The organism is Marinicella rhabdoformis (assembly GCF_009671245.1).
GTDB classification, from domain to species: domain Bacteria; phylum Pseudomonadota; class Gammaproteobacteria; order Xanthomonadales; family Marinicellaceae; genus Marinicella; species Marinicella rhabdoformis.
Window position 1 is genome coordinate 289,620 of sequence record NZ_VTFS01000001.1, and the last position, 21,261, is coordinate 310,880.

Genomic DNA, 21,261 nt, shown 5'->3' on the forward strand with positions numbered 1-21,261 from the left:
CCCTCATTCTTCTTTTAACGCCATAGCGGCTTCACGTTCACGCCAAGCGCCTAATCCATCATTAATCCATTCACTGATAACAATTTCATTTTCAGCAATTGAAACAATTTCACCATAATTATGCCCAACAAAATGACCAACTGCCACACGCCAAATATTTCCATCTGGGTCTATAACTAAACCCCAAAAGTCATCTTCTTGTTGGTAGGTTCCAACCATCATTAAACTGTCTAGTGGAAAAGACTCTAAAAACTCTTTTCTCCTTGTTAAATCAGGACCCTGACCATTCTCAAATGCAACCATCTGCTCTTCTGTAGGCTCATCTTCTGACTCTTCAAGATCGTTTGAAAATGGATCGCGACTCGATTGTGCATTGTACTCAAACACTTCCATTGGCTTGATTTCTGGCAATGGATCAATTGGTTTTGCAGGCTTTGCTTTTTCATTGGCAATAAAACGATTTAAATCTTCTAGGTTATTAGCACAAGCTGACAACATAAAAAGCATTAAAACAATCAAAAGGTTTTTCATTATTTGTTCCCTCCAGATTTACTGCCACTATCCATCATTGCCTGTTCATTTTCATCTAAGTAACGATATGTTTTTGCTGTCCCCTCTAATAGAAGCTTACCACCTGATAAAGAATCACCCAGTGGTTTTAGCGATATATCATGCATCGTTAATATAACTACACGAGGTAAAGATGCCACACCACTTACAAATGCACCAAACTCATGATAATTCCCTTTCATTTTCAAACTTATTGGTTTTTCCGCATAAAAATCTTTTAATGTCTCAGAACCTGGTTGAAACAAATCGTTTTCTATACCGCTGGCCAACGCAGTTTGAGATATGTCTACAATCAAATCTGACATTTCATTTTTGCTTGGCAGTTGTCTAAGCATAGACTTCAAAATAACTTCCATTTCTTCAAGTTGATTTTTATAGGCAGGTAATTGCGCAGCTTTTTGGTATTTATAGGAAAAAGTTTGCTTATGCTCCAATTCTTTCTTTTTCAACCCTTCAAGTTGTATTCTTTGATCTTTTACTACAAACCAATATACACCACCAACAATGGCGACCATTGATACTATAATCAAAAATACCTTAACCCTGTTTGGCGCTCCACCTAAGTTTGCTGTATCTAAACTTTGAAGTTCATCAAAAAAATTCATTATGCATCAACCTCCTCAACTTTACTGTCACTCTTCTTTTTATTAGGGTTTGTCAGGTTAGCACTGAGTTTAAATTTTTGTTCGTGTGACGTTAGTGTGTCATCATTTTTAATCAAAACAACATCCACCCCTGCAAACCAATCCGAAGCTTTAAGTTGATCCATATAATCAGAAATACGAGCATATGATTGTGCATACCCCTCTACAGTCAACCTAACACCACTTTGCTTGATATTTTCCAAGAAAACACCGTTAGGTATTGTTTTAACCAACTCATCGAACAAGTGAACCATTTGCGTTCTATTAGCTTGTAACTCTTCAATTACTTGCTGCCTAGAAATTAAACTGGCTTTTTTTGCCTCTAACTCTTTTATCTCTGCAATTTGCCTATCTAATTTGGCAATTTCATCAGTCATATACTGATTTCTTTTATTTTGAAACTTTATGCTTTGATCAAAATAATAATATGCTGTCCCTGCAATCAAAAGAGCCAATATAATTCCTGCAACCAGCATGACATAAAATTCATTTGTCATTTGTTGGCGTCTTTCCTCGCGCCATGGGAGTAAATTAATCTTAACCATCAGTCAAAATTCCTCATTGCTAAGCCCACCACAGACATCAAAGAAGGCGCATCTGAATTAAGCGCTTCTTTATTCACTTTGGCAGAGTGTTTTAAATTTTGAACAGGATTAACAATTGATGTAGGTACACCAATTTGCTCTTCTACTAGTAGATCAATATCTTCTATAGCAGCACATCCTCCACCCAACATTATACGATCCACATTACTGAATTCTGTAGCTGAAAAAAAGAATTGAAGCGCTCTGCTAACTTGTTGAACAACAGAATCTTTAAATGACTGCAACACTTCTGATTCATAGCTGTCTGGAAGACCTCCTTGCCTTTTCGCAAGTCCGGCCTCTTCAAAAGACAATCCATACCTTTGCATAATTTCTTCTGTCAGCTGTTTGCCTCCAAAAGCTTGCTCTCTGTTATAGATGCCTACACCTTTGTGCATGGCATGCAATGTTGTTTTATTTGCCCCAATATCAAAAAGCGCAACAACTTCCTCGTCTTCAATTCCATAATCAGGCTTCATCATGTCAAAACAACGCTCAATAGCAAAAGCCTCTACATCAACGACCTTCAACGTTAAGTCAGCACCTTCAAATGCCTCTAAATAAACATCTACATTCTCAGACCGTGAACTGGCAATCAAGATGTTATTTATTTCGGGACTGTTATCTGCCGGCCCTAAAACAGCAAAATCAAGATTGACTTCATCTATTGGGTATGGAATGAACTGATTGGCATCTAAAGCAAGCTGCTGCTCCAAGTCATCTTCATTCAAATCACTAGGCATTTGAATGATTTTGGTAATAACAGCAGAACCAGAAACAGCCGTCGCTACATTCTTAAGCTTTACACCAGATTTGTGAAATAGTTTACTGATTGCTGCAGAAACCATATCTACTTCAGCAATATTATTATCCACCACCGCATTAACTGGCAACGGCTCCACACCATATCGTTCAACTTTCATGTTGCCAATGCTTCCACTGAGCTGTAACAACTTCACTGCAGAGGAACTGATATCAACTCCTACCAATTGAACTTTGCTTCTACCTAACAATTGCAAAATGATTCTCTCTCTTTCTAATTTGATTCATGAAACGTTAAAAACTGACACAATAATTTGACTATTACATTAAATTCAGTGTTTTAAATCTGTGTTTTCACTCACATTTCGTTAACGTACCTTAACTATTTTAAGAAGTCATTACAAGAATAACTCTTAAAGTACTGAATAATCAATATATATTATTATTTTATTTTTACCCCAAAGCAAGTAAAAACAACAAAAATTAATCGCATCTAACAAAAAAAGTACAAAATGATTATTTGTAATTGAGAATAATTATCTGATATAAGAGACCATTTGCGTCACTATGACCTAAATCATTAAAACTGACACGTCTTACCAAAATGAATTTAAAAATAAAGAAATAGATGGTGGGCCCTCCCCGACTTGAACGGGGGACCTGCCGATTATGAGTCGGATGCTCTAACCAACTGAGCTAAGGGCCCTTTATTAAGTAGGTCAATACCCAGAAAGTGGATAGCAACCAAAAGATGTCGCATTATAACTTATTTTACATTACTGACAAGCCTGATTATTATAATCATGCATTAAAGTGTAAGCTCCCAACATTACAAACGCATTCAACTTTAATTGGCTCAAACTACCATTATTTGTAATAACATCATTGCCCAGTTCAAGCCTTGCCTTCCTGCTTATTTGTGAATTAACCATATCCTTAGCAAGCCTGACTTCAATTGAATCCCTTTCCATTAATCGACTCAACTGTACATCCTCACTCACGTCCACTACACAAACGCGATCAAAAAAACCATATTCTTGTTGACCAGAATACAAAGGGACTACGACTACAATTATTTTTGATGTACTCGTATCGAGCTGCTTTAACAACTCATGCCTAATTCTGGGGTGCAATATTGAATTAAGCTTCAAAAGACTTTCCTTATCTTGAAAAACCAAACGCCTTAAATAAGATCTATTTAATGCATTATTTGAATCCAAGATCTGACTACCAAATGCAGTGACTAGTTCAGACAACCCATCAGAACCTACCTCAACCACTCGTCTTGATAAAATGTCAGTATCAATGACATCAACTCCATTTTCAGCAAAACAATTCGACACAACGGTCTTACCCGAAGCCACACCTCCTGTTAAACAAATCAACAATTGAGAACTATCTTTTCTTAAGGTAAATACCATTCTAACAACTCACCGCCAAACAGCAATGTTATAAAAATACCCGCAGACAAATAGGGACCAAAAGGAATCTTTCCACTACCATTTCCAAAAAACTTTTCTACAACTGCTGCCAACAACCCTGTGATAGACGCCATAATCAATACAATTAATAATGGTTCAGCTCCCAACCATGCACCACCAGCAGCTAACAACTTAAAGTCACCGTACCCCATGCCCTCTTTACCAGTAGCCAACTTAAAAATCCAGAAAACCAACCAAAGGGACAAATAGCCAACCAATGCACCCACCACCGCTTCTTCAACAGTAATAAAAACACCAAACAGAGAGATAAAAAGCCCTACCCACAGCAGGGTCAAACTCAACTGATCTGGAATTAAATAGGTGTCAACATCAATTCCAGTAATAGCAATCAAAAACCACAGTAAGATTAATGCCGCAATCAATTGATAACTGAAGCCATAAGAATAAGCCAACAACAACGACAGAAGTCCCGTCAACAATTCAACCACAGGATAACGCCACGGAATAGGCTCCTTACAAAAACCACAAGCACCTTTTAAAAACAGAAAACTAAACAAAGGAATATTATGCCAAGCCCGAAGCTGTTTTTTGCACTTAGGGCAATAAGACCTTGATAAAATTAACCCTGGAGGCTTGGTTTTTTTGAATGGTTTTTCTAAGTACTCAGCACACTCCTTTTCCCAACTATATTTTAAAATTTCTGGGTATCGCAGAATCACAACATTTAAAAAGCTTCCTACAACCAAACCCAATATAAAAATAGATAAAAAAAGCAGCCATGGATTGGCTGCTATAACTTCAGAAAATTGCATAATTTTTTAAAACACAGATGCCATTTTAAAGATTGGAAGGTACATGGCAACAACCATCACCCCAACCAATCCGCCTACCAACACCATGACTATTGGCTCTAACAAACTACTCAACGCGTCAACTGCATTAGCCACTTCATTTTCATAATAGTCCGCGCTTTTACCTAGCATGGCGTCTAAATTACCGGACTCCTCACCAATCGCAGCCATTTGCACCACCATATGAGGGAACAAACCAGTTTGACTCATTGCCAACTGCAACTGATGACCAGTAGATACATCATCTTTCACTTTCAAAACAGCATCTCTAAAAACCACATTACCAACTGCACCCGAAACTGTATCCAACCCTTCCACCAATGGAACACCTGCTTTAAAAGTAGTGGACAACGTTCTGGCATATCTAGCCACAGCCGCATCATATAATATCCCACCCACAATAGGTATTTTCAGTGATAGTCTATCGAGGAAGTGAGCAAACTTTATAGATCTTTTTTTAGCCTGACTAAAGCCAATTACGATTCCAGCTATAACACCTACAACCACATACCAGTTTGCCTGCATGTATTTAGACGCCGAAACAACAGCCAACGTCAACCCGGGTAAGTCAGCACCAAAGCCTTGAAACATCTCTTGAAATGCAGGAACAACTTTAACCAACAACAGAATGGTTACACCTAAAGCAACAAATAAAACTGCCATTGGATAAAACATGGCTTTTTTAATTTTTCCTTTAATTTCTTCAGTTCGTTCTTTGTAGGTGGCGATGGTATCCAGTAATTCGTCAAGCACACCTGCTTTTTCACCCGCAGCAACCAAATTACAATACAATTCATCAAAATATAGCGGATGCTTACCCAAAGAGTCAGCCAAAGTCGAACCCGATTGAATTTCGGTCTTAACATCGTTGATCAGCTTTGCCATCTTAGGGTTGGCCTGACCGCCTTCAATAATTTCGAAAGCTTGCACCATAGGCACACCTGACTCCATCATGGTGGCCAACTGCCTACTGAATAAAGAGATATCTTGTGGCTTAATGGGTTTTGCACTTGAAAAAAGTGGCTTGGCTTTTTTATTGATTTTTTTAACTTGAATGCCCTGCCTTCTGAGTTCATTTTTTGCCAATGTAATGTTTTTAGCCTGCAAGTCTCCTTTCATTTTTTTGCCGATTTTATCAACTCCCACCCATTGAAAAACCAGTAAATCGTCTAACTTTCTATTTTCAGCTATTTTTGCCATAATATTTAATCCACTGTAACCCTGTTAGCCTCTACCAAACTGGTGATGCCATCTTTAACTTTAATTAATGCAGACCGCCTGAGGTTGTTGATCCCGTCTTTATCTGCTTGATCAGCAATTTCCAAGGAGTTCCCTCCCTCTAAAATAATTCTTTTGACATTGTCAGTCATCGGCATCACTTCGTAAATACCCACTCGACCTTTATAGCCTTCATTGCATTTTGAACAACCAACCGCATCAAAAATTGTCGCCTCGCTTAAATCCTGATCTGTGAATCCAGCCTCCAACAAAGCCTCGTTTGTCAGCTCCGTAGGCTTCTTACAATCTTTGCACAATCGTCGCCCCAACCTTTGAGCAATAATAATAGAAACAGAAGAAACCACATTGAATGCTGGAACACCCATATTTATCAAGCGACTCACTGTCTCTGGTGCGTTATTAGTATGCAAAGTTGACAGCACCATATGTCCTGTTTGTGCCGCCTTAATGGCAATTTCAGCCGTCTCCAAATCTCGAATCTCACCAACCATGATGATATCAGGATCCTGACGCAAAAAAGACCGTAACGCCGCCTGAAATGTCATGCCTTGTTTGGCATTTTGCTGCACCTGATTAATGCCTGCGACACGAATTTCTACTGGATCTTCTGCTGTCGATATATTCCTATCATCTGTATTCAGGATATTTAATGCCGTATATAAAGAGACTGTTTTACCAGAACCTGTTGGCCCAGTAACCAATACCATTCCATAAGGCTTATGAATGGCCTCAAGAAATAATTTCTTTTGCTCTTCCTCATAACCCAGCATTTCAATGCCCATTTGAGCAGCGGATGCATCCAGCAAACGCATCACTACTTTCTCACCAAATAAGGTAGGACAAGTACTCAAACGAAAATCAAATGAACCTTTCCCTAGCTTCATTTGTACACGACCATCTTGAGGTATGCGTTTTTCAGCAATGTCTAATTTAGAAACCACCTTCAAACGAGAAGCAATCTTGGTAGCCAAACTCTTAGGTGGTTTAGCGACCGTTTTCAACATGCCATCGATTCTATACCTGACACGATATATTTTTTCATAGGGCTCAAAATGAATGTCTGAAGCCCCGCGCTTAATGGCATCCAATAACACTTTATTCACCAATTTAACTACTGGTGAATCAGCAGTATCAGTTTCATCTTCATCCTGCTCTTCTTCAGCGCCCCCCTCATCATAATCCAGATTTTCCAAGCCATCATCGCCCAAATCATCCATCACAGAGTCTTGTTCACGGACCACTTCTTCTATGGCCATTGCCAACTGATCCTGACGCACCAATATCGGTTCAACTGACAAATTGGCGTTGAAACGAACTTCATCTAATACTCTAGCATTCGTAGGGTCAGCTATTCCAACGAATAGTTTTTTCCCTCGCTGAAACAAAGGCAATACCTGGTGTTTTTCCAGGAGCTTGGTATCAATGACATCAGCTGGAATTGTCGTGTGATCAACTGCTTCAACATCAATGATTGGAACACCATATTCTATTGAAGCCGCATTAGCCACAATAGCTGCATCTGCCAATTTATTGTCCACCAAGTAACGGAACAGTGGAATTTTTTTCTTTTTGGCATCAGCATCAGCCTCAGTTGCATCTTCCATCGTCAGCAACTCTGCTTGCACCAGCCTTCTTAAAACACCGTTTATTACCACTTAAACACCATTACCCTTTCCAAATTCTCTCCAAAGCCAACCTATTCATCATTGACTCCTCAGTCTTTTTACTCTGCAATACTTTAAATACATTTTCGACCAATGACAAGCATTTAGCCGAATCTTTTACACAATTTTATCAAACATTACATCTACTGTCATGTTGAAAACAATCATCATATAAACAATTTTATACGCAAACGTGTCGAGGTTCACAAATACAATAAAAAACAGAATCTTTAACCGCAAAATTTATTTTATGCAAGCAATCCTAATAATTTATCTTCATTACAGTTTTTAACCCCTATCAGCAACACCATCAATCCCCAATAAACTCCACAACCAAACTAAATCATCACAAATCAAGCCATTTTATGACAAATCATTCTCAATCCATGACAATTAACACACCACAAGACCAGTCCTTTCAGCTAAAATAGCGGCCGAATTTTATTTACAGGAACAGCGTATGAATTTCCACGAATACCAGGCCAAAGACCTTTTCACGCAGTACAATATCCCAGTACCCCAAGGTCAAGTTGCCCGAACTGTTGAAGAAGCAGTGGCAGCAGCCAAATCATTAAATTGTGACATGTGGGTTGTAAAAGCCCAAGTTCACGCTGGCGGCCGCGGTAAAGCGGGCGGCGTTAAATTAGCCAAAACTTTGGACGAAGTAAAACAATACGCTTCTGACATGATTGGCATGACCATTCAAACCTACCAAACAGGTGGCATGGCGCTACCAGTCAATGAAGTTTTGATTACAGAAGCAGCAGAAATTGAAAAGGAATTGTACCTGAGTTTACTGGTTGACCGCGCCAACAAATGTTTGTCGTTCGTAGTTTCAGCTGAAGGTGGTGTAGAAATTGAAGAAGTGGCGAAAACCAACCCTGAAAAAATCCACACCATAACAGTAAACAACAACGAAGGTTTATTCCCTTACGCTTGTCGAAAAGCTGGCTTTGCTATGGGTTTGACAAGTAAACAAGTCAGACAGCTATCACATATCATGATGCAAATGCATAAAATGTTCATTGATTTGGATTTGTCATTAATTGAAATCAACCCTTTAATTATTGATGACAAGCAAGATGTTGTGGCACTGGATGCCAAAATTGATTCAGATGACAATGCAGCTTATCGCCATAAAGACTTAGAAGCATTGCGCGACATCTCACAAGAAGACCCTGCTGAAGCCAAAGCACACGAGCACGAATTAAACTACATCAAGCTGGATGGCAATATTGCATGTATGGTTAATGGTGCAGGTTTAGCCATGGCAACCATGGACGTAATCAAACTCAAAGGTGGTGAACCAGCTAACTTTTTAGACGTGGGTGGCGGAGCAACAGCAGAACGTGTTGCCATTGCATTCAAAATCATTTTATCTGACCCCAACGTTAAATCGATTTTGGTTAATATTTTTGGTGGTATCGTGCGCTGTGACCTGATTGCTGATGGTATCATTTCGGCCATCAAAGAAGTCGGTGTAGAAGTGCCTATCGTGGTTCGCTTAGAAGGCACCAACGTCGAGAAAGGCAAACAAATCCTGAATGACAGTGATTTGGCCGTTATTTCAGCAGATAATTTAGATGACGCAGCGAATAAAGCCGTTGCCGCAGTAGGAGCATAAACATGAGTGTATTAGTAAACAAAGACACCAGATTATTGGTTCAAGGCTTCACCGGCGCACAAGGCACATTCCACAGCGAACAAGCCATTGATTATGGTACCAACTTGGTCGGTGGCGTGACACCTGGCAAAGGTGGCAGCAATCATTTAGACCGCCCTGTATTCAACACAGTAGAAGACGGTGTTAATGAAACTGGTGCAAATGCATCAGTTATTTTCGTTCCACCACCATTTGCTGCTGACGCGATTTTAGAAGCTGTTGACGCTGGCATCAAAACCATTGTAACCATAACTGAAGGCATCCCTGTTCTTGACATGATGCGCGTACGAACTGTTTTGGACGCCAACCCTGATGTTGTCATGGTAGGGCCAAACTGTCCAGGCGTGATCACACCAGGCGAATGTAAAATTGGTATCATGCCAGCAGCCATTCACCAACCTGGCCGCATCGGCATTGTTTCTCGCTCAGGCACACTAACATATGAAGCCGTTCACCAAACCACATCTGTTGGCTTAGGGCAATCAACCTGCATTGGCATTGGTGGCGACCCCATCCAAGGCACTAACTTTATTGATTGTTTACGCTTATTCCAAGATGATGACCAAACGGAAGGCATCATCATGGTCGGCGAGATTGGCGGTTCTGCTGAAGAAGAAGCGGCTGAGTTCATTAAAAAACACGTGACGAAACCTGTTGTTTCATACATAGCAGGTGTAACTGCTCCAGCTGGAAAGCGCATGGGCCATGCTGGCGCTATTGTTGCGGGCGGCATGGGTACAGCCCAAGCCAAGTATGAAGCACTTGAAGCTGCAGGTGTTCGAACTGTTAAGTCTCCAACTTTCTTAGGTGAGACTATCAAAGAATTGGTTTAATAGTTAATCAGTTTACTGAAGGAAGCCGGTTGATAATCAACCGGCTTTTTTTATGCCTTTTTAACACACCTATGTTATATTAATATGATTAAAACTCGTGACGTTACCATGAAATTCCTTTTGGTTTTAATACTTATATCAATCACATCATTGCAGCCAACCTTTGCTGAACAAAAGGTTACAAAAGGTCACTTGGAACTCCACTACAATACTTTTCCAAGTACTTTTTTAGACTCAAAGGTTGCAACCAACTACCAAATTAAACGCTCAAAAAGCCGCGGTATTGTCAGCATAACAGTCATCGACACCGAGCTAACACCAGCCTCTGCCATCGAAGCCGCCGTCACGATTGAGGCCCAAAATATATTGGGGCAACAAAAAACAATTGAAATTAAAACAATCAAAGAAAATGATGGCAGCATTTATTATTTGGGACTGTTCAGGATGAACAACGAAGAAAGTATCAATTTTAAAATTTCTGCCAAATCGAGCAGCAATCAAGCCTTATCACACACATTCACAAGAGAATTTTTTACTGACTAATTTATGAAACTGCTCAACACCTTCACAATCATACTATCCCTTACAGCAACCACTGGAATTCATGCCATGTCTGAAAAAGAAAATACTAACATCTCAATCTATTCGAACAATCAACATGGCGCCTTACACCCAAATCAACTTCAAAACCCGCACAACATTCCAGGCTTTGCCATGATCAGGCAGCACAAAGAACTGAAATTCAAAAAAGGCAAATCTCAACTTTTTTTTGATGATGTAACTGAATTTATTGACCCCACAACCGTCTCTTTAAAACTCAACGACAACGACCAAAACAAAATATCCATCATTGACCAAAATTATCAATTTGACTTGGTCGATAACAACAAGCTATTACAAAAGTATATTGGGGAGTCTATTACCATCAACCACAACTTAGGCGACACCAGTGTAAATACCACAGGCACATTACTGAGCACGCAAGGTGGCCTGATCATCAAGCAAGGCAACGAAACCATAAAAACAATCAATGCCTGGAATCACATCACCTTTAACGCCCTCCCAGAAGGCCTGTTAACTCGCCCAACCTTGGTCTGGCAAATCGATTCTCAACTGTCTGGCTTGCATCCCGTCACCGTCAGTTATCAAAGCCAAGGCATGACGTGGTGGTCAGATTACAACATCACTTTGAATGAAAGTGATTCAGGTTGTTACATGGATCTATCTGCCTGGGTTTCTATTGTCAACAAATCAGGAGGTGACTTTAAAAACAGCCAACTCAAGTTAATTGCTGGAGATGTCAACAGAACCACGCAACAACCACAAAACATTCGAGCAACTGGCGCTAAGCAATTTGCTGAAAGTGACATGACCAGTGAAGCTTTGTTTGAATACCACATGTACCGATTACCTCACTGGGTTGACTTGCCCAACCATTCAACCAAGCAAGTCCCATTAATCAATCCAATCAACAACATACAATGTAAAAAAATACTGACCTACAATGCCACCAACCTGGATCAAATCAATTACCACAAGCCAATCACACACAGTAATTATTACCGCCAAAACAAAGGCCATGTTACCGCCAGCTTGCATTTTGAAAATAGCCCAAAAAATCAACTAGGCATACCTTTACCCGCAGGCAGGGTTCGTGTTAACGTTTCAGACGCTAAAGACGGCAGTTTAGAATTTATTGGTGAAGATTCAATCGATCACACACCTAAGAACGAAAGGCTAGAGCTTAAATTAGGTCAGTCATTTGACGTGACAGGAAACAGAAAACAAACCGACTTCACAGCAGAAAAAAGTGGCCTTAAGGAAACTTTTGAAATCGAACTATCTAACCAAAAACCTCATGAAACGACGGTACAAGTCATTGAACCGATGTATCGTTGGTCCAACTGGGAAGTCTCTTCATCAACCCATAAATACAAAAAAACACAATCAGACAGAATAAACTTTGAAATCAAATTGCCGCCAGAAAGTAAAGAAACCATTAAATACACAGTTCAATACCATTGGCCTCAACAATAAATCTTAGGCTTGTGACTCAAATCACACTCTGAATAATGAATAAGTATTACACTCAAGTGGAACAGGAAAAAAGTTGGGCAGAAAAAAAAGATGAATAAATCAGACGTCAACAACATCGTCAACATCAAAAACAGTAACGGTAAAAGCATCAACCTTGGGCAAATCTTGCCGGATGTCCACAAAATCTTCCTGCGTGGCCTGAAACCTATCATTCAACAATATTATGACCAGCTTGACGACGCTTTATTTGATTTAGCAGAAAAAGCAGAGAACAACGAAAAACAGACGCATTATTTTGATGCCATGCGTGAAGTGCGCAAGAAAAAAGAGCTGATGGTCAGAAAGTTTTCAGAGAACATTCAATCTGTCTTCAAAAAGTTTAAAAAAGGACAGTTTGATTATTTCCAACAAGATAATAAACAAAGCCAATCGCTTGAAGACAGTTTATCTCTTGTAGGAGAAGAAGAGCTAGATGAAAAATTAGCCATAAGCAACATTGTAGGCAAAGCCAACACAAGCCTCCATCAGCATTTGTTTGCCCTAGAGAAACGGTTTACATTACTGGCAGGAGGAACAGAAATCAAAATAGATGACATACCTGTCTCACCCAACGTCACTGTTCATTCTTTTTCCCAGTCTTTAGAGCATTTGACAATAGATGTTACTGTTAAACTCATCATGCTCAAGATGTATGAACGCGCCCTGATCGTCAACCTAAATCAAATTTACCAAGACATCAACGACCATTTGATTAAACAAGGCATTTACCCTGATATTAAATTCAAAGTTGGCAATGGAAGGCGCAATTCTGGTCAACCTCTTTCTCAAAATCAAACAACAGAGCACGCCAGTAATCAAACAAACATACAAGACAACCCATACCAACATGACCTGACTGAACCTAACAACCCTACACAAGGCTATCAACAAGTTTATGTCCCAGATTCTCAATATGAAAACATCATTTCTGTATTGAGCAACAGACACCCGGTTCAACCGAGTAGCATGCCAGTATTTGATCCCAGTGTTGTTCACAACGCATTGAATTTGCTTCAACTGGATGAATTAAAAAGTTTAAGTCTTCAACAAGCAGGCCTGAGCCCAACAGAAATCAAAGACCAGTTAATCAACAAGCTTAAAAGCATGGACACTGATGGCGAGAACAAAGTAGTCAAACAAAAAGATGAGGACACCATAGACCTGATATCCATGTTGTTTCAATTTTTGGTTGATGATCGAAATTTACCAGACAAAATACAGGTATTACTCGCCAAACTCCAGATTCCATACTTACACTTGGCATTGAAAGACAGGAACCTGTTTTCAAATAAAGAAAACAATGCCCGCAAGCTGTTAGATACTGTTGCCACGGCCTCTATTGGATGGAGTGAAGAGAATGACAAGCGTGGACACTTTATCAACAAAATTGAATCTATCATTCAGCATATATTAGAAAACCATCAAGGTGAAATAAATTTTGAATCATTGATTGACGACTTCGAAGCTTTCCACCAAAAATCTGAAAAACGCAGTCATGTTTTAGAAAAAAGAACTTCAGAAAAAGCATTGGGGCAAGAACGAATCTTTCGTGCCAAGGAAAATACTGCAGAAATTTTAAAGGCTAAAATGAAGAATTTTACCTTGCCTAAAATGATCACTGATTTGCTATTGAATTCTTGGGCCAATGTTCTGGTTTTAACACATTTACGCCATCAAGACGAACCTGAAATTCTAGAAAAGAACATCAAGTTTATCGACATGCTGATTTATGTCAGCATCAAAAACAAGTCTAAACCAGCAACCAATGCACAGATTTCACATGTCTGTGAAAAACTGGGTTACGGATTAAAAATGGTTGCATTTGATGAAGCCAGCATCAAAAAAATACGCATAGAACTGTTTGAACTGTTATTGCAAATTAATGGACTCAACCCGGAAAAAAAAGACATAGAATTGATTTCGGCGAAAGAAGCCATTCTCAAAGAACCAGAAGACGGCGAAGAAGAGGCTGAAATTGTTCACTTTATAAAAAACAGAACCATCAACCCGCAAGATAAAGAAGTCAAACACATCAAAGATCAGCATTATGAAGCCGCCAGTAGCATTCAAACCGGTGAATGGATAGAGTTTTTGGCCGAAGAAGACGAAAATAAAAACCTGAGAGCCAAGCTGTCATGGATCAGTCCAATCAGTAACAAACTACTCTTTGTGAACTCTAGAGGCGTCAAAGTTACAGACAAAAGCGTAGATGAATTGGCCAATGATTTTCGGATTGAAATCGCCCGAATATTACAACAAGTTCCAATTTTTGAACGCGCCATGTCAGCCATAGCCAAAAAAATTGAAGCCGATAAAGACGACATTGAGAACCAATCTACGCCATCAAGTAAAAACGAAACTGAAAACAATGTCGATAAGGATGATCCAGAGCAAACGTAAAACCATTGAATAAAGACGCTGCATAAAAAAAACAACACCTCGGTAGCGTGTTGTTTTTTGCTTTATAACTATTTACAAACTGGCTTCGTATGTATTTTGCATCAATGTAGCTACAGTCATTGGACCTATTCCACCTGGTACAGGCGTGATACTTGAAGCTAGTTTTGAAGCCACATCAAAAACAATGTCTCCGCAAATACCGCCTTCTGGCTTCCTATTAATTCCAATATCGATAACTACTGCACCTGACTTTATCCAAGAAGCGTCAACAATACCTTGTTTACCTACTGCCACAAACAACATATCAGCAGCACCTACATGCTGTGCCAAGTCTTTTGTAAACCGATGGCAACATGTTACGGTACCTCCCGCATACAGCAACTCCAACATCAAGGGTCGACCAACAATATTAGATGCACCAACCACCACACAATGCTTTCCCTTAGGATCCAATTGATAGTGATTAAGCAGTGTCATAACACCTCGTGGCGTGCACGGCCGTAAACCAGGCTGACGCAAAGCCAAATGGCCCACATTTCTGGCATGAAAACCATCCACATCTTTATTCGGATCAATACGATTTGTAACCTCCGCTTCATCCATGTGTTCAGGGAGAGGCAATTGAACTAAAATACCATGCACCTCAGGGTCATTATTCAAATCATCGACCAAAGCATACAGTTCTTTCGCTGATGTTTGCCTGGGAAGAAAATGTGCCCTCGACCTAATTCCAGTTCTTTCACAAGCCTTAATTTTATTATTAACGTAGACCTTTGAAGCTTCATCATCACCCACTAAAACCACTGCCAAGCCCGGAGCAGCATGCCCTTGAGCTACCCGTGCAGCAATTTTTTCAGCTATGCTTTTTTGTAGCGCTAAAGATACGGCTTTTCCATCTAGTATTTTTGCTTCAGTCATTTTTAATTCCTGTGATGTGGACAATCTGTTCTGGCGCGGTATTTTATCACCTTTGATTGATGTGTTAGTAAATTTTGAATTAAGAGCTTTCCTTTCAATGGCTCAGTCAAAGACAACAAATACTTCAAGCTTTCATTCGCTTGTAAAATGCCTGCCACACCTGGTGTTGTGCCTAAAACACCCAAAGTGTCACATTGTCTGTCTTGGCGGGCATCAACTTCAGGAAATAAACAACAAAAACAAGGTGCTTGGATATCTGTTGCATCAAAAAAGCTCAATTGGAATTCAAAATCAGTAATGGCAGCAAATATCCATGGTTTGCTTAACTTCATACAATTTTGATTAATGGTCAGACGGGTTTGAAAATTATCACTACAATCCAATATCAGATCCACTGTCTCAAGCAACAACGGTGCATTAAGCTGACTTAAACGCTGGTTAATTGCGTTCACTTTCACACCTGGATTTTGTTTTTCCACCCAAGATTTAGCTGCAGTCACTTTGGGTTTTCCAATTTGATCAGATTCAAAAATCACTTGTCGTGGCAAATTACTTAAAGAAACCACATCGTCGTCAATGATTGTGATCTCGCCTACACCAGCAGCAGCTAAATACTGAAGTGACGGAACGCCCAAACCACCCACTCCTACAATCAACACATGACTTGCCGACAACTTATCTTGACCTGCTTGGCCAAACCCTTTTAACCGCATTTGGCGATCATATCGCTGTCGTTCCTCAGTAGCATCACAATGTGTAACTGGAAGGTCCTCCATAAACCAACCATCAAACCCAGCCTCAACAGAATACAATTTCCCCTCTAAAGCAGGGTTGTTTAACTGGTGACAAAAATCCAAACTCTCCTGCCCAACGGCACAAATCACCAAAATTTTTTGATGCGCAGTAATCAAACTATCTAAATCTTCGCGAAGGTCTGACCAATGTTTAAAAATGGCACCCTTTGGCATTCCTGTTGAAATTCGATCTTCAATACTTCTCACATCAATCAAGACGTTTGATGCATCTTGAGACCAAGCCCATGCCTGTTGAACGTCACATTGCCAAGTCATGACATCACATTGAATTGGTGAAAAGGCTGGATGCGAACCAACTCACCTGAAACCACATCTTGTTGTGACTCATCCAATACAATAAAACAGTTGGCTTCTGTTAATGATTTGATGCGACTGGACTGTTGTGCACCACAGACAGTTACATCTATAGAACCATCAAAACTTTGAACATAATAACCCCTCATAAACTCTCGCCTAAAATGTGATTTGCTCACATCATGAGTGATCTTTCCACGCCAGTTTAAATTACCCATTTCTGCCTCACCAGCCATCACACGCAATGCAGGCCAAATAAATTGGCATAAGGTGGTATAAGCAGAAACTGGGTTGCCAGGTAGACCAAAATACATGGCCTGACCTAATTGGCCAAACAGCATGGGAAACCCGGGTTTAATTCCTGTTTTATGAAATACAATTCGGCCTTCTTCTGACAACACCGAAGGAATATAATCTTTATCACCCATTGACACGCCACCGACTGATATAACCACATCAATAGGCTTGTCTTTCAGCTTTTTAAAAACTTGGCTGACATGCTTTCGGTTATCCTTTAATCGCTTTACTGCAACTACCTCACACCCCATTTGAAGTAATAAGTCACGTAACATAAACGAATTGGCGTCATATATTTGACCAGGTTCGCAATCATTTCCTGGCGACACCAATTCATCACCAGTCAAAATCAAAAGCACCTTAGGCATGGCGTTTACTTTTACTTTGGCAACACCAACAGAAGCCAACAACCCGACATCTTCTGGGCGTAACCTGCGGCCTTTTTTGATCACCAATTGACCCACTTTTAAATCATCACCCTTGCGCCTAATATACGCCCCTTTTTCAACACGCTGATTCAATTTCAAATCATGATCACTGGTAACAGTGGCGTGTTCCTTCATGACGATACTGTCTGCCCCTACTGGCAGCATGGCGCCGGTCATAATCGGGTGTGCATATTTTAGAGAACTCACGTCAGTAGCGTCAGTTCCCGCGTGTATGGCATCTTTAACGGGTAGCTTTTCATGCTCTGATTGCCGCATAGACGACATGGCAAAGGCATAGCCATCAACCCTTGAACAATCCCATGCGGGGACATCAATGGCTGCGGCCACATCCTCTTGTAGTAAACGACCCACCACTTGATTCAATGGCAAACTGATGGCATCAACGGGTGATGAGGTTGCCAGCTCAGCAATGAACTTTCTGGCCTGGGTAAAGGTAACTGATTTTGGATAACTCATGACTGGCATTTTACATTAAAACACCAAAAATCAATTAAGCTTTAACGATTATGATGCCTGCTAGGCTTGATTTTTTTTCGTTTTGAAGGAAATTGCTTGGCTGGATTCTTTTTATCCTTATATGGATTTTTTGCATCGCTGAATTTCAATACAATGGGAACGCCCTTGAGGTCAAAAGCTTTTCGAAAGGTGTTTTCCAAATAGCGCTTATAGGCCATAGGAAGCTTGGTGGTTCGTTTGCCGTGTACAACTATCCTCATTGGGTGCAGACCACCTGAATGGGCATACTTCAACTGAGAACTTAAACCTTGCACCAATGGCGGTTGATGAGCACGGTATGCTTCACTCAACACATTGGTTAATTGATTGGCCGTCAATTCTTGATTGGCACGCTCCATGATCAAGTCAATACGCTCCATTAAAACGCGTAAGCCTGAACCATGCAAAGCCGATATGAATAACAAAGGCACCCATTCAAAAGCTTGCATTTTTAAATGCAACTTTTCTTTTACATAGGCACGGTGCTCTTCGTCTAAGTTATCCCACTTATTTATCACCAACACCACAGGTTTGGCTTTATATGCAATCAAACCAAGCAAATGCAAATCTTGATCAGTGATGCCTTCTTGAGCATCTATCAACAGCGCACAAACCTCTGCCAATTCTATCGATTCAATGGTTTTTAAAATACTGAACTTTTCAATGCCTTCATCAACCTTAGAGCGCCTTCTGACACCCGCAGTATCGATTAAGGTATAAGGCGCATCATCCCAAGTCATTGGTAAACTGATACTGTCACGCGTTGTACCCGGCATATCGAATGCCAAAACACGGTCTTCACGCAATAATCGATTAACTAACGTTGATTTACCCACATTAGGCCTGCCAATCATCGCCACTTTAGGACCATGATCTATCAACTCTGGGATTTCGGTAAATTCCGCTTGGGCTTCAAAATAAGACTTAATAAATAGTTTCAGCTCAGTTAAGCCTTTACGGTGAGCAGAACTGGCAGCCAACATTTCAGTGATACCCAGCTGGTAAAAGTCAGCCAAAGCCATCTCATTAACCATTCCTTCTGCTTTATTTGCGAGTAATAATATATCCTTCTGTGACTGTCTGATTCGATCAAGTATCAACTCATCATGTGCCATCAATCCATCTTTGACACTCACCACAAACAACACGATATGCGCTTCTTCCATGGCTTGGACAATTTGGTCGTCCATAAGCTCAGTTAAATCGCCTTCATCTCCAAACATCCCACCGGTATCAATTAACGTGGCTTTCATGCCTTCTAAATCAGCATCACCATATTGGCGATCTCTTGTCAATCCAGGTAAATCCGCCACCAAAGCATCGCGCGTTTGAGTTAAAGCGTTAAACAAAGTGGACTTACCCACATTGGGCCGACCAACAATGGCAATGGTGGGTGTCATGATTACTCTTGGAAAGAAAAGGCAGTTAACGTGCCATCAAAATTGTAACTGTAAGCCACATCACCAACCACCAAAGGTGAATGATAGAAGCCACTGCTTCCTGCACGAAAACGACTGACAATGTCGCCTGTGTTACCGTCTAATACATGAACATAACCTTCAAAGTCACCAACCATTAAATCGCCCAAGTAAAAACTTGGCTTGGTTAATTCCCTGTGCTTTAAGCTGTCTTGTGACCAACCTTGCGTACCGTCTGCACGATTCAATTGATGAACCACTGATTCATTATCTGACAAATACAATGAACGCCTTGAAACCGTCACACCTGTCACTGAACCCAGATTTTGACTCCACAACACACGACCAGACTCTGTAGCAACAGACATGGTTTTATCAGCGGCACTGGCAATGTATAAATCAGTAGCAACCACATCGATGTCTCCATCAATATCAGCAATCCGATCAATTTCAGTTTTACCTTGGTTTTTAACGACATCCTGTACCCAAGTCACAGATCCATCTTCAATATCTAATGCGGCCACTTTGCCATTATCAAATCCCACATATAAACGACCACCTCGTGCAATCGGTGTAGAATTTCCACGCAATGTTAAATTAGGAATATTGGTATCAAAAACCCAATCACGTTCGCCAGATTGAATATCAAAGCCATAAACCCTTCCATCCTGTGTACGCACAACCACTTTATTGCGATCAATCACAGGTGGACTCAATACTTCTGAAGTTACTTGTGCTTGCCACAAGGTTGAACCCGTATCCAAATCAAGAACAACCACGACACCTTCAGGCGTAGCCACAGCCAAAACTGTGTCACTGATCCCTGGACCTGCTGAAATTTCAACACCCAAATCTTGTTGCCAGTTTTGAGCACCTGTATTGGCATCCAAAGCCACAACCTTCCCTGACTGGGTCGCCACGAACAATTGACCTTTTGTCAAGGCCGGAATCAATCGGTAACCAAAGGCCTTATCCGACTTGTCCAACTTTTTAGTCCATTTGACATTCACTGCACCTTTGCGGTTGATGTCTGTTAATTCATTGGGTTTGATGTCATTTTTGTCAGAACATGCCAACAAACTCAACAACAGGCCAATTAAAGTCAATTTTTTCATGTAAACACCCATGTATGTTAGGTTATTTGACGTTAGCCAATTTCATTTCAACGATTTGGCGACCTGAATAGCCTTCACCGTCATTCAAAGCCAACTGATAAGCTCCTTTTGCTGCTTCTGAATCTCCACGAGCTAAAAACAAATCACCCTTGATCTCTTCTACCACAGTTTTATAAGCCACCGACTGTACGTTAGTTAACAGTGATTCTGCTTGATCCAACTCACCTAAAGAAACTGACAATCTGGCAGAACGCAAATACGCCAGTTCAGCCATCACTTGATCAGGCTTGCTGGCAATAATAGCGTCATACTGCATCTTTGCTTCAGACAATTGGTCTTTCTCTACTAGCTGAGCGGCCAATAACATTCTGGCTTTAATTGCAAACAAATTACCACCAAATTCTGCTTCATAGTCATCAACCATTTGAGTGGCTTCTGATAATTCACCCAATTCAACAACTTGAGCAATTTGTTGGTACTCTGTAGCACCAGCTTGTAATTTTTCAGCCTGACTGTTTTGCCATTGTCCATAACCCCAAAGCCCGCCAATTCCTAAAGCGATGCCTAAGACAATAGTCAATGTGTTGTTTTTCAGCCATTCTTTAACCAGCTGTTCTTGTTCGTAATCATCGTACTCTTCAAAAGCCATATTTATTCCTAATGATTCATTAAATTTAACAAAGCGGGCTATTTTACATGAAGCATCGTAAGATTTCATTCAAAAAGGCCGCT

The 21,261-nt window shown here is 40.4% G+C and carries 19 protein-coding genes and 1 tRNA gene; 5 read left to right on the forward strand and 15 right to left on the reverse strand.

What is annotated here, in order from left to right; genetic code table 11:
* Window positions 1-3 precede the first annotated feature (3 nt).
* The 9 genes from FET73_RS01275 to pilB all read right to left on the reverse strand — a co-directional run bounded on the left by FET73_RS01275 (window position 4) and on the right by pilB (window position 7,747).
* Complete coding sequence (locus tag FET73_RS01275) at window positions 4-531, reverse strand: pilus assembly protein PilP (protein WP_154222101.1); 528 nt, start codon at window positions 529-531, stop codon at window positions 4-6.
* Window positions 531-1,175: a type IV pilus inner membrane component PilO gene (locus tag FET73_RS01280; protein ID WP_154222102.1), complete on the reverse strand. Its 645-nt coding sequence runs from the start codon at window positions 1,173-1,175 to the stop codon at window positions 531-533. Before FET73_RS01280 ends, FET73_RS01275 begins: the two co-directional genes overlap by 1 nt.
* Complete coding sequence (locus FET73_RS01285; protein WP_154222103.1) at window positions 1,175-1,759, reverse strand: PilN domain-containing protein; 585 nt, start codon at window positions 1,757-1,759, stop codon at window positions 1,175-1,177. The genes FET73_RS01280 and FET73_RS01285 overlap by 1 nt, the downstream gene beginning before the upstream one ends.
* The gene (locus FET73_RS01290) at window positions 1,759-2,817 is read right to left on the reverse strand and encodes a pilus assembly protein PilM (protein WP_154222104.1); all 1,059 of its coding nucleotides are present in this window, start codon (window positions 2,815-2,817) and stop codon (window positions 1,759-1,761) included. Before FET73_RS01290 ends, FET73_RS01285 begins: the two co-directional genes overlap by 1 nt.
* A 372-nt stretch (window positions 2,818-3,189) precedes the next feature.
* Window positions 3,190-3,266: transfer RNA gene (locus tag FET73_RS01295), tRNA-Ile, on the reverse strand.
* 70 nt (window positions 3,267-3,336) lie between these two features.
* Window positions 3,337-3,981 (reverse strand): dephospho-CoA kinase, encoded by a 645-nt coding sequence (gene coaE / locus FET73_RS01300; RefSeq protein WP_154222105.1) that lies wholly within the window; start codon window positions 3,979-3,981, stop codon window positions 3,337-3,339.
* Window positions 3,966-4,814: a prepilin peptidase gene (locus FET73_RS01305; RefSeq protein ID WP_154222106.1), complete on the reverse strand. Its 849-nt coding sequence runs from the start codon at window positions 4,812-4,814 to the stop codon at window positions 3,966-3,968. Before FET73_RS01305 ends, coaE begins: the two co-directional genes overlap by 16 nt.
* A 6-nt stretch (window positions 4,815-4,820) precedes the next feature.
* A complete protein-coding gene (locus tag FET73_RS01310; protein ID WP_154222107.1) occupies window positions 4,821-6,053 on the reverse strand; it encodes a type II secretion system F family protein in 1,233 nt (410 codons plus the stop codon).
* Window positions 6,054-6,058: 5 nt separating this feature from the next.
* Window positions 6,059-7,747: a type IV-A pilus assembly ATPase PilB gene (gene pilB, locus FET73_RS01315; protein ID WP_343032261.1), complete on the reverse strand. Its 1,689-nt coding sequence runs from the start codon at window positions 7,745-7,747 to the stop codon at window positions 6,059-6,061.
* Window positions 7,748-8,183: 436 nt separating this feature from the next.
* On the opposite strand from pilB, the gene sucC reads away from it, so the two are divergent.
* From sucC to FET73_RS01340, 5 genes are all read left to right on the forward strand, one after another.
* Window positions 8,184-9,380 carry an ADP-forming succinate--CoA ligase subunit beta gene (sucC, locus tag FET73_RS01320; RefSeq protein WP_343032275.1) on the forward strand — a complete coding sequence of 399 codons (1,197 nt, stop codon included), beginning with the start codon at window positions 8,184-8,186 and terminating at the stop codon, window positions 9,378-9,380.
* A 2-nt stretch (window positions 9,381-9,382) separates the two neighbouring features.
* On the forward strand, window positions 9,383-10,252 hold the full coding sequence (gene sucD / locus FET73_RS01325; protein WP_154222109.1) for a succinate--CoA ligase subunit alpha: 870 nt from the start codon (window positions 9,383-9,385) through the stop codon (window positions 10,250-10,252).
* An 84-nt stretch (window positions 10,253-10,336) separates the two neighbouring features.
* Window positions 10,337-10,795, forward strand: coding sequence for a DUF4426 domain-containing protein (locus tag FET73_RS01330; protein WP_154222110.1), 459 nt, complete (start codon window positions 10,337-10,339; stop codon window positions 10,793-10,795).
* Between the two features lie 66 nt (window positions 10,796-10,861).
* Window positions 10,862-12,289: a DUF4139 domain-containing protein gene (locus tag FET73_RS01335; protein WP_179952042.1), complete on the forward strand. Its 1,428-nt coding sequence runs from the start codon at window positions 10,862-10,864 to the stop codon at window positions 12,287-12,289.
* 90 nt (window positions 12,290-12,379) lie between these two features.
* On the forward strand, window positions 12,380-14,728 hold the full coding sequence (locus tag FET73_RS01340; protein ID WP_154222112.1) for a DUF1631 domain-containing protein: 2,349 nt from the start codon (window positions 12,380-12,382) through the stop codon (window positions 14,726-14,728).
* A 72-nt stretch (window positions 14,729-14,800) separates the two neighbouring features.
* On the opposite strand, the gene folD is transcribed toward FET73_RS01340, so the two are convergent.
* Genes folD through FET73_RS01370 form a run of 6 tightly spaced genes read right to left on the reverse strand, consistent with a single transcriptional unit; the run spans window position 14,801 to window position 21,247 of the window.
* Window positions 14,801-15,646: a bifunctional methylenetetrahydrofolate dehydrogenase/methenyltetrahydrofolate cyclohydrolase FolD gene (gene folD, locus FET73_RS01345; protein ID WP_154222113.1), complete on the reverse strand. Its 846-nt coding sequence runs from the start codon at window positions 15,644-15,646 to the stop codon at window positions 14,801-14,803.
* A 2-nt stretch (window positions 15,647-15,648) separates the two neighbouring features.
* On the reverse strand, window positions 15,649-16,716 hold the full coding sequence (locus FET73_RS01350; RefSeq protein WP_154222114.1) for a ThiF family adenylyltransferase: 1,068 nt from the start codon (window positions 16,714-16,716) through the stop codon (window positions 15,649-15,651).
* Window positions 16,713-17,957: a molybdopterin molybdotransferase MoeA gene (locus FET73_RS01355; RefSeq protein WP_179952043.1), complete on the reverse strand. Its 1,245-nt coding sequence runs from the start codon at window positions 17,955-17,957 to the stop codon at window positions 16,713-16,715. Before FET73_RS01355 ends, FET73_RS01350 begins: the two co-directional genes overlap by 4 nt.
* A gap of 41 nt (window positions 17,958-17,998) precedes the next feature.
* Window positions 17,999-19,396, reverse strand: a complete 1,398-nt coding sequence (gene der, locus FET73_RS01360) for a ribosome biogenesis GTPase Der (protein WP_154222116.1) — start codon at window positions 19,394-19,396, stop codon at window positions 17,999-18,001.
* 2 nt (window positions 19,397-19,398) lie between these two features.
* Complete coding sequence (gene bamB, locus FET73_RS01365) at window positions 19,399-20,529, reverse strand: outer membrane protein assembly factor BamB (protein ID WP_179952044.1); 1,131 nt, start codon at window positions 20,527-20,529, stop codon at window positions 19,399-19,401.
* A 22-nt stretch (window positions 20,530-20,551) separates the two neighbouring features.
* Entirely contained in the window at window positions 20,552-21,247 is a 696-nt protein-coding gene (locus FET73_RS01370; RefSeq protein ID WP_154222118.1) for a YfgM family protein, read from the reverse strand.
* Window positions 21,248-21,261: the final 14 nt, after the last annotated feature.